This is a genomic window from Microcoleus sp. C2D2 (genome assembly GCF_036702495.1).
GTDB lineage: Bacteria > Cyanobacteriota > Cyanobacteriia > Cyanobacteriales > Microcoleaceae > Microcoleus.
On the sequence record NZ_JAUBTO010000048.1, the window covers coordinates 16,692 to 28,894 of the forward strand.

General features: G+C 46.5%; 10 protein-coding genes. 4 read left to right on the forward strand and 6 right to left on the reverse strand.

From position 1 onward, the window contains the following. A partial coding sequence (locus tag QUB61_RS16960; RefSeq protein ID WP_333128492.1) for a hypothetical protein occupies window positions 1-1,997 on the reverse strand: 1,997 nt, incomplete at its 3' end. Between the two features lie 170 nt (window positions 1,998-2,167). Here QUB61_RS16960 and QUB61_RS16965 point away from each other — a divergent pair. Both QUB61_RS16965 and QUB61_RS16970 read left to right on the forward strand, forming a co-directional pair. After that, window positions 2,168-2,290, forward strand: a complete 123-nt coding sequence (locus QUB61_RS16965) for a hypothetical protein (protein ID WP_333128494.1) — start codon at window positions 2,168-2,170, stop codon at window positions 2,288-2,290. 547 nt (window positions 2,291-2,837) lie between these two features. Beyond that, window positions 2,838-5,330, forward strand: a complete 2,493-nt coding sequence (locus QUB61_RS16970; RefSeq protein ID WP_333128496.1) for a zinc metalloprotease HtpX — start codon at window positions 2,838-2,840, stop codon at window positions 5,328-5,330. A 314-nt stretch (window positions 5,331-5,644) separates the two neighbouring features. On the opposite strand, the gene QUB61_RS16975 is transcribed toward QUB61_RS16970, so the two are convergent. Continuing rightward, window positions 5,645-5,794, reverse strand: coding sequence for a hypothetical protein (locus QUB61_RS16975; protein WP_333128498.1), 150 nt, complete (start codon window positions 5,792-5,794; stop codon window positions 5,645-5,647). Window positions 5,795-6,587: 793 nt separating this feature from the next. Here QUB61_RS16975 and QUB61_RS16980 point away from each other — a divergent pair. Then, window positions 6,588-7,154 carry an RNA-binding protein gene (locus QUB61_RS16980; protein WP_333128500.1) on the forward strand — a complete coding sequence of 189 codons (567 nt, stop codon included), beginning with the start codon at window positions 6,588-6,590 and terminating at the stop codon, window positions 7,152-7,154. A 224-nt stretch (window positions 7,155-7,378) separates the two neighbouring features. On the opposite strand, the gene QUB61_RS16985 is transcribed toward QUB61_RS16980, so the two are convergent. The 4 genes from QUB61_RS16985 to QUB61_RS17000 all read right to left on the reverse strand — a co-directional run bounded on the left by QUB61_RS16985 (window position 7,379) and on the right by QUB61_RS17000 (window position 11,553). After that, a complete protein-coding gene (locus tag QUB61_RS16985; RefSeq protein WP_333128503.1) occupies window positions 7,379-8,386 on the reverse strand; it encodes a hypothetical protein in 1,008 nt (335 codons plus the stop codon). 324 nt (window positions 8,387-8,710) lie between these two features. Beyond that, on the reverse strand, window positions 8,711-9,079 hold the full coding sequence (locus QUB61_RS16990; RefSeq protein ID WP_333128523.1) for a hypothetical protein: 369 nt from the start codon (window positions 9,077-9,079) through the stop codon (window positions 8,711-8,713). A gap of 148 nt (window positions 9,080-9,227) precedes the next feature. Beyond that, the gene (locus tag QUB61_RS16995; RefSeq protein ID WP_333128505.1) at window positions 9,228-10,484 is read right to left on the reverse strand and encodes a hypothetical protein; all 1,257 of its coding nucleotides are present in this window, start codon (window positions 10,482-10,484) and stop codon (window positions 9,228-9,230) included. Window positions 10,485-10,491: 7 nt separating this feature from the next. Continuing rightward, entirely contained in the window at window positions 10,492-11,553 is a 1,062-nt protein-coding gene (locus tag QUB61_RS17000; RefSeq protein ID WP_333128507.1) for a trypsin-like peptidase domain-containing protein, read from the reverse strand. Window positions 11,554-11,746: 193 nt separating this feature from the next. Here QUB61_RS17000 and QUB61_RS17005 point away from each other — a divergent pair, with 193 nt between their 5' ends. Then, window positions 11,747-12,115, forward strand: coding sequence for a hypothetical protein (locus tag QUB61_RS17005; protein WP_333128509.1), 369 nt, complete (start codon window positions 11,747-11,749; stop codon window positions 12,113-12,115). The last annotated feature ends 88 nt before the right edge of the window (window positions 12,116-12,203 follow it).

Sequence of the window (12,203 nt, forward strand, 5' to 3'; positions counted from 1 at the left end):
TCATCCGGTGCAATAATTAAAGCAGAATTATAGGCTGCGATCGCCTCAAAGTAAGACTGTTTTGCTGCCTCAAATTCACTTAGCTTTGCTTGCAATTTACCCAGACTTTGCAGCGCAATCCCTTTGCCGGTGAGAGCATTGATATAATCCGGTGCAATAAGTAAAGCAGAATTATAGGCTGCAACTGCCTCTAAATATTCCTGTCTTGCTTCTACATATCGAGCAAAATGAGCAGAATAATCTCCTTCCGAGCACGAAATTCTGCCCAGCCGATAATCACTTTTAATCCACAACTCATCTCTCACTCCCAGCAGTGACTCACATACCCCGTAAAGACTCCGCCGCAACGCTTCCTGAAACACTACTAACCATTCCTCCACACCCCCCTCCCAATCCAAGCGATTAGCATGAAAAATTGCCTCACCTGCATCCCTCAATTCCCAATAATGCCCCTCTAAAACTTCATGAGCTATGCGAGTTTTCGGATTATCCCGATCGGCATCCAACCGCCGCAATAAATCGTGAATCCGATACCAATTATCCCCCCGCTTTTGGGCTTTCCACACAAAGGAAAAACTTGTCAAAATCTCAAAATTTGCACTGCTTGCTTGGAAGTGACAATCGGCTCCCAATTTCACGTACAAATCTTCATCAAAAGCGCGGCAAGCACTCAGAGAATGCACGGCCGATCGCACTTCGCGATCGACATAACTCAGCAACCGATCTGTTAATTCCGCAGTCTTGTTTTCCAACTTCGGAATTCGCGCAAAATCCGACGACAGCAACTCAATTCCCCGCTTTCTTTCTGCCAGCACCGCATCCGCGCACAAACCCAAATAAAACGGATGTATTTGCAAATTATCCCAACTATCATCAGGATTGACGCTAGCATATCTAATAACCGCATCTGCCAAATCTGCCTTGTCAATCTCCACTTTGTGCAGGTAATCCCTAGCATCGGCAACAGACAAATGCCACACCAATTGTGCATCTATATAATCTGCGGGAATCGGAAACTTCGCCGCATTCGGCCACCGCAGTTTCGTGACAGGACAATCTCGCCCCGCCACCGCAACTACAATCCCCAATTTAAAATCCAGCGCCCTCAACAACCGCCGAAACCACTCATCTTGATACCAAAAAGTTACGCCCTGAGAATTGCGTTTTGCATCCCACAATTTCTCATGAGTATCGAATAGCATGACGAGGCGTTCGGGTTTGTGTTTGCCAGCCATTGCCGCATTCAAATCCCCGGCCAACAATTTCGGCAAACAGTCGATTAATTCAGTATCAATATCTTTCCGCCGAATTTCATCTGCCTTTTCGTCGCTGATACCCAAGCGATTTTGAATTAATTTCATCGCCCGCTTGATGCCGCCCAGTTTATCTATCCCTTTCAGCACCGCCACAGCTTGCGCCACCACCGGAAAGTCTGCAAAAGTTTCAACTACAGGTGTCAGCAATTCCATGACATCATCGGGAAAAAGCTGGTTGAGAGTTGCGTCAGACTCGCCTTTGTTCAGCAAATACCAAAAGCAAGCAAAATCGTAATTGGGAAATTTAAATTTATATTTTTTTGCTGCTGCTGCTACATTTCGCCGCAGCATCAGCAAGCCGTAAAATCTATCTTGCGGTTTATCTTCTTTAATCGATATCAATCCGAAATCGTGCGTGACTGCGGGTATGGAAGTATAGGTTTTAGGTGCTGCATTGCGGACGAATTCGGCAATTTCGGCGACCCTTGGTTCGGGAATTTGGCGCAATCTTTGCCAGACTTCCGGCGAAAATTTTTTGCAGCAGTGAAACTGCAAGTGTTTGAGCAGCAATGACTTGCCGTTGCCTCCATCTCCGTAAAAATACAAAATTTGTTCGCGGGGCGGGTCTTCGTTTAAATAAAAGGCAAATCGGCGGGTAAATTCATGTCTGTCTGTGAAAAGTTCGAGTTGGCGATCGCCGCTAACTGATTCGCTTTCAAAATCTTCGTCGTCAATTGGCATAAATGTAGGGGTGAGGTGTTAATTTAATTATAAGCAAAAATTAGATTGGCTCAGCGAGTGAAATCGCGTCTACACAAACTCTCGTCCCTCTCTAAGAGACTAAGAGATCGAGGAAATCTTTAACCCGGATTTAGTATAATTCTTCAGTCCTCATAGCGAGGACTTTAGCTTTGAGGGAGGGGTTTAAACTCCTGCCCGATCGCAACGATCGTCCGCTGGGAGTCGCCGAAAGTTTGACTGTTAAGCGGTTTCAACCGCCGAAGAAACTGCAACAACTGGTGACAGAGAAATAGAGCTGTGTTAGAACAGGTATCGATCGACCAGCCAAGCTATCTTAACTCAATTGGCGTAAGTCCCGCGCTGTAATTGTAGCCAATTGGGCGCCGGGATATAAGCCAAGTAAAGTTCAAGGAATAATCGAAAACTTTCCGATATTTTCAGTAAAACGTGTAAAATGTAAAGGGTTGCGACCCGCCCGCTCGACTGCAAACAACAGGCGAAAGTAGCAGTAATATGCTTGGCCTCGGACAACGGCGAGAGAAAGGGGGAAAGAACAGACCGCTGGTTGGTAAGGCACGTCCCACCATAAAATACAATCCAAGTTTGTTGTACGAAAATAGTTTTTGCCTTGGGAAACAGGGCTTCTGCGTGGGTTCCCTACGAAGGGATAAAGGGTGTAAAAGCCCAGAGATGCTGTGTAAGACTCGGATCGTCTTCAGTGACGAATATTCAGCAATGGATATCCCCAACAGAGCAATAGCAAACGAGACACGAAGCCTATACTGTACCGAAAGGTCAGTGTTAGGTATTTCACTAAAGGACGCTAGCGAAAGCACAGTCATGGCACCTCCCACCAATCCAAATCCGGCGGATTCACCTGCAAAACAGTCTCTAGAGGCTGGGCTAGCAGCTTTGAAACAGCAGGATTACCCCACCGCGATCGCCCTTTTAGAATCCCTTACCCAAACCGCAGCCAATGGGCCGTCGGGAATCCGCGCGCAGATGGGGTTAGTGGCTGCGTACAAAGCAACCGGCAATCTGAAAAAGGCGATCGCCCTGTGCTCTTCCCTCGCCAAAAGCCCCAACACTCAAGTCAAAACTTGGGCCGATCGCGCTTTAACAGAATTAACCCCCCCTCCCCCTCCTCCCCCCCCAAAACCACCGGCAAATAAACCAAAATCCCCAGAAACTCCCCCCGAAACAGGCTTTGTCGCCTTTGATGCCGGAACAAAATCGCCGAAAAAATCGATAGGGGGCGATCGACCGACCGCAGATACAAAAACAGGTTTTTTACCTTTTGAGCCGCCTGCCGCGCCTGGAAACGCCAAATCGCAACGGATTTCCCCGCCGCCTCCACCCCCCACAAGTCAGACTTCTGAACCGGAAAACTCCACAGAAACCGCACCCGATACAGAAATTAGCGGCGAAAATAGTTCCGCTTTCCCAACAGATATCCCCGGATTCGCCAGCCCAGATACTTACCAACTCACTTGGCGCCAAGCAGGGCGCGCCAAAAGCCCGCGCCCCCTCAAACCGCTGAAGTTGCTGGAGTTTCGGATACAAGCCGTTGCAAGTACGATCGCCCTATTTTTCCTAGCCCGATTTGTCCTGCAATTCCTGCTGACAAGCACTAATTCTCTGTTGGTTCAGCTTTACATATTCAGCAGACTGCCTATTTTCGCGCCGATTCAGCTTTTTTACCGCGATCCAACTCCGTTTGTTCAGATGGTTTTTGGATTGCTTTTGGCCTCGTCTCCCTGGCTGATAGACGCGCTGCTGAAACTGTTTTGCGGCATCGAAACCCTGCGCGGGTCAGTTTTATCCAAGCACAGCAAGGAAGCTAGCCGGGTACTGCGAAGTTATTGTACGAAGCAAAATATGCCGGTGCCGGTGCTGAAACTCTTGCCGCTGAATGTTCCTGTAGCTTTCAGTTACGGCGGTTTGCCCCGTTTTGCTCGGATTGCTGTGAGTCGCGGGCTGTTGGAACAGTTGACGGACGATGAAATTGCTACTATTTTCGCGCGGGAGTTGGCCCATATCTCTCACTGGGATTTTGCGCCGATGTCGCTGGCGCTGCTGGTGATTCAGATTCCTTACTTGATTTATTGGCAGGTGGCGCACTGGCAAGAGCGGTTGTGTGATTTAATGACGATCGAGTTTTTTCGATCGGCTGTCAAATTTGTCGCCGCTGCAATTTCTGCTACGAGTTACGGGATTTATAAGTTGTTGCGCTGGCCGATGTTGTGGGTGTCGCGCCGCAGAGTGTATTTTAGCGATCGTACTGCTGCGGAAATTACGGGCAATCCTAACGGTTTGACGCGGGCACTGGCTAAAATTGCGATCGGCATTGCTGCTAATATCGAGCAGCAAAAACAAACTAGCTTTTTCCTCGAAAGTTTCGATCTATTGTTGCCTGTAGGGGTTGGACAAGCTGTAACCCTTGGTTCTGCTGCATTACACGCGCCCCTGGAACAGATTTTGCTGTGGGATGTCAGCAATCAGGAGCGCAATTGGTTGACGGTTAACAGCGCGCATCCTTTGCTGGGAGAGCGTTTGAAGCTGTTGGCCCTTTATGCTCAATTCTGGAAGCTGGAGACAGAGTTAGATTTGGCAAACGCGGGAGTGCAAGCACAACCCAGGAAAGGAAAATTCTCTCTGTTTAAGTCAATACTCGAATTTAAAGACTCAAAACTATTTTTACAGGGTGCGCCGTTTTTTGGGATTCCGATGAGTTTGGGGATAGTGGCGGTGCTTTGGCTGATTGGGGGGATTTTTTCGAGGACGAGTTTCTGGCTGTTGGATTGGCTGTGGGGCGATCGATCGATTATTTGGGGCTGTTTGCCGATCGGGTTTTCTCTCGGTACTTTCATACGGATCAATTATTTCTTCCCGGACATTACACCGAAAGAAACCGCTTCGCCGAGTTTGCCGGAAATTTTGTCAAATCCCGAGACTTTACCGCTGGATGCTCAACCGGTGCGACTCTCCGGGCAACTTTTGGGTCGATCGGGTATGGGTAATTGGCTGGGACAAGATTTGATTTTGCAAACAGAGACGGGTTTGGTGAGGTTGCACTATGTTTCGAGGTTTGGCTACATTGGCTCTTTGTGGCAATTTTTTATCAAAGACACTACTCGCCCTAGCGATTTGATCGGAAAATCTGTTGTGGCGACTGGTTGGCTGCGCCGGGGTGCTACTGTGGCGATCGACCTTGAAACTCTCCGCAGTCAAGGAGGGAGAGTCAGTGACAGCGGACATCCGATTTGGTCTGCGGTTTTGGCCTTTGCTGCTGCTATTTGGGGCGCATACATCATTATCCAGGGTCCAAGATGAGGAATAGCGATCGGATTGCCGCACGAGTTGCCAACAACGCGCAGCCTCGATCGGTTTTGAGTTATATCATGTCCGGTCGAGGGCCGCGATTTTTGTAGGGGCTCCCCTCACCAACAATACCTGCCAACAATCTCCCATCTCAAAAACCAGCCCCGACCGGGATATTATGGTTAATCGTGAGGACATGATATTATATCGTTTCCGGTTGCATGGGCACGATAAAGTCAAGGTCAATAATTCCACATTCCCCCACGGACGACTCCCGACTCCCGACTCCCCACTCCCCATCCCGAACGGTGTAACCGGAATTGATATTAAACAGCGGATGGGCGATCCTCTACGAGGGCTTCGCTAACGATGTTCTCGGTGCTGGTGGCGCACCCTACACTCTTCTTCCTTCTTCCTTCTTCCTTCTTCCTTCTTCCTTCTTCCTTCGTAAAGAAAAGTTGCTTTTTTGCCGACATTCTGTTACATTAGTTTACATGAATTGGATTAAAGCAAATAGCGCGATAACTTCAGTTGGCTAAAATCGATAAGGCATTGCGTAAAAATTGTCAACATCCCAACACAGCAAGTACAGCCAGCCGCTTGTCGGCTGTTTTTTTTCGACCGCTATTATTGCTGTGCGGGATGAATTCTCAAAAGTGATTCAGATGTCGTTTCCGTTAAATTCACCCTGAAATCTTCCTAAATAACTAGCTCTGTTACCAAGGCTGTGATACCTTTAAAGAATGGTCGGACGCTGCCGGGCCCAATTTAAGGGATACCGGGTAAGTGAGTAGTTCTCAGCATTAGGAGCGAGATTAGGAGCGAGATTAGGAGCGGGGTAAGATTACTGGCTAAAAAAATGTTAGCGATTTTACCCATCACTGTATTAAACTGAATACTGGCATTCCGATCGCTGGCAATTGACACATCCTTGGACATAAATTTCTACACGGCCCTGGCTATAAACATTCTGAATCAAAACCGGAAGCAAGTAATACAGAATAGCCAATAGCCTCAACATTTGAGTGATGACTAAAAGTTTACACAACAACCTGAGATTTAAAAGCTCTCTGCATAGGCGGTTAAGTTCCTGCCTTATCAGAGTAAATCATCTTTTTGTTCTAAAAGGTGGGGGGATCTGTCAAGGTTGGTGGGAGGAATGTGCAAATTCTCCGGTTATGTGGTGTTTCCCTGAAGTAAATATTCAGTTGACTTCAGGGAATTCTGTTCGAGCAAATTAATTAAAATCCAAGTCTGGAGGAATTTTTCATGTCTATTCGTCTTTATGTTGGCAATCTACCGAAGGAACTCGATCGCCAAGAATTGCAAGAAGTTTTTGCGCCGGAGGGTGAATCTGTTACCACCAAGGTCATTACAGACCGCAAAACTGGTAAATGCAGAGGCTTCGGTTTTGTGACGGTGCTAACCGACGAACAAGCCGACCAAGTTATTGAGAAATACAACGGCTTGATGTTCAAAGAAAACCCGCTGAAAATAGAGAAGGCACTGCCCCGCTCTAAGGGTAAATCTGAGAAGGGCGAAGAAGATCAGCAGCAGTCGTCGCCGCAGTCACCGCAGTTGGTGTCGGCATCGGCGTCGCCGTCGCTACCTGTACCTGTGCCGCAGCCACAGCAGCGCGACGCTTCCCCTACCCAAGGTGGAGGAGGTCCTAGTAAAAGCAATCGCCGTCGGGGTGACAACAACAAGTCTCGCCGCAATCAGTCAGCAACAACTGTGTCGAACGCCGATTCCGGCTCGGTGCAGCCAGATCCGCGCTGGGCGAGCGCTCTGGAAGAACTCAAGCAAAGATTGGTGGAAGCTCAGACTACTAATTAGTCGAAAATGGCGGCTAATTGCTGCTGGCTCTAGACTGTGGTTGACTGAATGTATCTGGAAGTGCGATCGAGAACCGCTCAAAAAAGCCTGTTCTCGATCGCACTATTTTATATCGTTTCCCGTTGCATGGGAATGATAAAGTCAAGGTCAATAAATTCACATTCCCCAACGGACGACTCCCGACTCCCAACTCCCCATCCCGAACGGTGTTACCGGAATTGATATTATTCGAGTGCCGAGAATTCGATAGTCTCAATAAACTCGAAAATCTTGTTCAAAATTCCCTCAACTTCAGACTCAAGGGAACCCAATTCGTCCCCCTCCTGATAAATTCGCTGACAGCTTACCGTGTAGCAAAAATCGTCAGCGATAAAAGCCATAAGTCCCCGGTAAGCATCCAGCCGAGTAACAGGGCCCTGGTTTTTCTGCATACTCATAGTTGCACCCGCAGGCAAATCGACAACCGCGAAATAAGCTTCTTCATCTTCTAAATATTCCGCGTGAAGTAACTTAGAGTTGGCAATATTAGTAAGAATTGCCCCAGAAACAAAATTGTCTAAAAAAGACTTGAGATAAGCTTCCTCGCCAACCGACTCGATTGTTTCTTCCACTTCACCAGCAATAGGGAAATAATCAATTTTCAGCAAAACACCAAAGTCGTCAGAAAATGCCACAGAGCCTTCTTCCTCGTCAATTCTACCCCCTCGTTGCTCGTCAACAGGAATGGGGACGCTAAAATTGCCTTCAGGAGATACGTACAATTCCCCATCTACCTCAGACTCTTCGCCTTCTACTTCCGAGTAAGCAGCAATTACCTCCTCGATAATTTCTGCAGCTTCCTCGTCTTCCACACCTAATGCTTGCTGGAATTCCTGGAGAAAAGCCTGGTGCTTCTGAGATATTTCTCCATTTCCGACAAACATTGCTGCGGTTATTGCAAAAGTATCCAACACTAACTCATCTGGCATGGATTCCCAAGCAGTATTAAATAATGCTCCTAAACCGTCTTGGGCGACAAGACCGTCGAATCTTTCAAACATTGCTAACATATCATCTTCGGAGTATTCAGCAAATATTTCTGATTCCAAAAGTATGCTTTCTAAGATATCAGCATTCGTATCAGGGAAATTTGCCTCCGCTGCGACAAGTGCTACCGCTGCTAGCGATTCCTCTGGAGTAAAGCTGGCTTCGGATTTGTCTTCTGAATGGAATATTTTATCAAAAGTGCCCACTGATTTTGCTCCACTAGAGTTGAGTTGTACTCTTCATAGCAAATTTATGACATAAAAAGATAGTAGTCGTTGTTACTCTGGGCGCCGGAGACTGCGCCGTGCCGTTTTCCTACAGATATCGCGCCGGAGACTGCGCCGTGCCGTTTCGCTACAGATATCGCCTATTACCAAGGACGGCCAATGATTGTAAATCCCGCCCAAAACTTCGGGTGAGAGAAATCTGAATTTGCTACTTGTGCCGATTGAGCAAGGTCGATCGCGCTTTCAGTTCCCCGCAATTGACCGTCTTTTACTACAAAGAGTTTTCTAACAAGTCTTGGGAAGTTAACCCAGCAGGCATCTGCACGTCGGAAAAGGCTCTCGCCTCATCAAGCCAATCATCCAGGATGTCCGGGGAAACCGACTAACAGGTGGCAACTGCAAAGGAATTCGGGGATACTCCGGTTGCTTGTATTGCGTCGCCAGCACAATAAAAGCACAAAGTGCGGGTTTACCGGGGGTAACTTCACCGAAAACTGCCAATTCCTTTACCATAAGCGTGATAAAAACATCCACAGGCATCTTCCATTCCAGACGACGCAACACAGGTGCATCCATACCTAGTGCCGTAATCAAATACGATCGACGCTGTTTCTCCTCCTCCATAAGTGCTCTAAGCAGAGGCAATATTTTTTGTATGATATCGCTACTTATTGCCCTCGCTTAACTATTTTCAATAAATTTGAAATTCATTTAACATCAGGTGAATTGAAACTAAGGTTACTGCTGATTATGGTAAGCATTTTTTATCAAAGGATGGAATTGAGCGCCAACGATTCCATGACGTAGCATACCTCTAATATCAAACCTCCCCCTTAAAAGCAGCAACTGCCCCGCTACAAAAGCCCATTATACCAAATCCGCTTCTATCAAGTTGTGAAGCTGTTGTATCAAAAATGCCGAGCAGTTCTTCCAAGGAAGGATACAAACTGACAAGCCATTGAGAGGAATCGCACAGAAAAGCTTTAAGAATGGGGGGTGCTTCAGGATAATACAGGTAAAGTCCTTTTAAGGAGAGGCGTTTTACATCTGATAAGTAGTAGGGAGCTTCAATATCAGCTAGTCCCAGTACAAATTCACCCCGATAGAAGGCGGCATCGGCATCGGCATCAAGCAAAAGCTCTTCGAGCCAGGGAAGCAAAATTATTTTAATTCGTTCAGCAACAGGTGCACAGTAAGGAGTACCAAGTGCAGCATTAAATATTGAGTGCGAGTGGCCAAGGTTTATTAATAACTCAACAAGAGAGAAGTTGGGAAGTGAGCTGGCTAGCTGATTCCTCCGAATCCCCAAAACAGTTCTAAGTAGTTGCTCTCTTTCTTCTTGAACTCCGACAATGAATACTGTATATATTGCTAGAGCTAATGGATAAAACCGAAGCCAGCGACTTTCGTTTGTAAAATTGGGGTTAATAGATATAGGCTGTCTAGCTAAAATTCGGAAAGCTCTGGCTATTGAAGTAATAAATTTTGCCTCCTGGTCATGATAAACGATAGTTGCTAATATTCTCACCAATCGCTCACTTTTTGCTTCCAAGTATTCAAGGCATTGCTGACATTGTGGCTGATTTTGGTTTGACAAATTCCAAGGACAAGCTTCAAGTTCTCCCTGCCTTATTTCAGCTAAAGTTCTAGCTTCTTGTATCACAAGCTTGTTCAAGCAGATATAGGGATTGGGGTCGGATAGATATTGCTCGACTTGCTCAATAAGAGCATCAGTAGTCTGGAACGAATTACCAGTAATCTCCGCTTTTTGTAGTTCCTCTCTGATTTGTTGAACCAATTGATCTATACTGTCCTTGACATTTACGCCCACATCTTCACGAATTACTTCCAAAAACTCGCAGAGGGCAGGTTGACCGGGTGAGATTTCGCCAAAATCGAGTAATTCTTTAAGCAGTTCTGCGATAAAAGTATTGGTGGGTTGCTTCCAAGTTAGATTTAATCGATCGCTTGCAGTTCCGAAGGCCCGAAACAAATAAGCTTTACGTTTCCCTTCGTCTTGCAAAAAGGGTCTAAGCAAATCCAGTAATTTGGTAATTAACCCGCGACTTATTTCCATTGCCTCACTATCTTGCTAAACGATCGTAAATTTCAGGTGCATTTGCCTGCAAATCTTTCAACAGCGCGATCGCACTTGTACCTGCGTTGCGTAAATAACGTCGCTGCGTACTCGGTTCAGGCAACATCCCTCCACTATGGTGAATTGCTACTACTTTAAATTCATTATCAAACACAGGCGACCCTGACGATCCCGGTAGAGTGCTAGTGGTATATTGCACTACCTTATTATCAGCATAAGCGACAAAGTTATTCTGCATTGAGATTTTCTTCAAATGTCCACCCGGATGCTGAATGATTGCTACACGGTCATCTTGACGCATTTGCTGGTTTTTGAGGATGAGGGGTTTGCCAAAGTTAGGTGCATCTTTCAAAGTGACTACTGTGTAGTCTAATTCAGCATTGGTATAAAATGCACCTTCCGGTAACGCCTGAACCGTCTGAATTTGGCATTCTTTGCCGTTGATATCCAGTTGATAATTGAAGGTATATTCAGTTTGTTCCGCTGTCTCCAGACTGGCGATGACGTGATTGTTAGTCATTAATAAGTTGGGTGCGATCGCAAAACCCGTACCCATTCCATTTGGAGTCCGCAAGTGAACCACCGCTTTTTCTGCTTCAAGTGCCAGGTTCAAAATGTAAATGTGGCGTAAAGTATCTTCCCCGATAATCTGTTCTTCCACATCTGCCAAACAGTCTGTTCCTCGCCATCGATCAATTAGGCGACTAGGACTTGCTGGAGTATCGAGGGGGTATTTCTGAAATAGGTTTAGAATGAAGTCTGAATCTTCATCGCCAGTAAAAGGTTGAATGTAGTTGAGGAAGACTCCCAAAGCTTCTTTACCGTAAGCGACACGTCCGAATTGCGACAACGAGCGTACCACTTCCACGGAAACACCCATCGGCGCACCATCCAAATCTAGCCGTGCCAGGATAACATCTGTTTTGGGTACGCCTTGTAACGCCCCTGCAACTAAGCGTCTGCGCTCGCCCACGTTGGCAAAGTCAGGTAAGTTCTGCACAATTCGGGTCAGTCGCCTGAAGTCAGGTTGGTCTAGCGGAACGTCCACAGTTACTGCTCCTATGCAAGAGGGATAATATATTTTAGGTTAAAAAATATTAATGTGCTACCGCTCCAAATTGCCCAACGATTTCCTTGAAAGAGTGTGAGTTTTACTCACAGCAAAACCGCGAAACAACAAGACACCCCGATGCAACCGGAAGAACCTACTACACCTGTGACGAGAAAAAAAGGAAAAACCGATGACCGAATATCGATTAACACCAGCAAAGTACCACCATGTACAAGTAGTTGTTTCCCTGAACCGCGTTCACTTAGACAACTATAAAAACCCCGATGAAGCATTGACAAAACTGCTCGAACTCGGTTACACTCCCGAACTGCGCTATCAATGGAATCCAGAGCGAAACGAATTTGATTTATACGCCCTAATTCACGACCTGCCGCTAGAAGAATCGCTAATGACCGATGAAAAATGTCAGGAGTTTTTCAAGCATTTCAAACACAGCCAAATATATTCGATAGGGTGCGGTAACGCTGACCCCGATTGGCTATTTGCTTGGGGTTTTGATGACCCCCGCCGTCAATCGATTTTAGATTTTAAATTTTAGATTTTAGATTGAAGAATTGACACCGCGGATGAATCCGGGGGCCCCGAACAAAATTGCTTGAGTGTCACGCCAAGCCAGAAGAAATTGA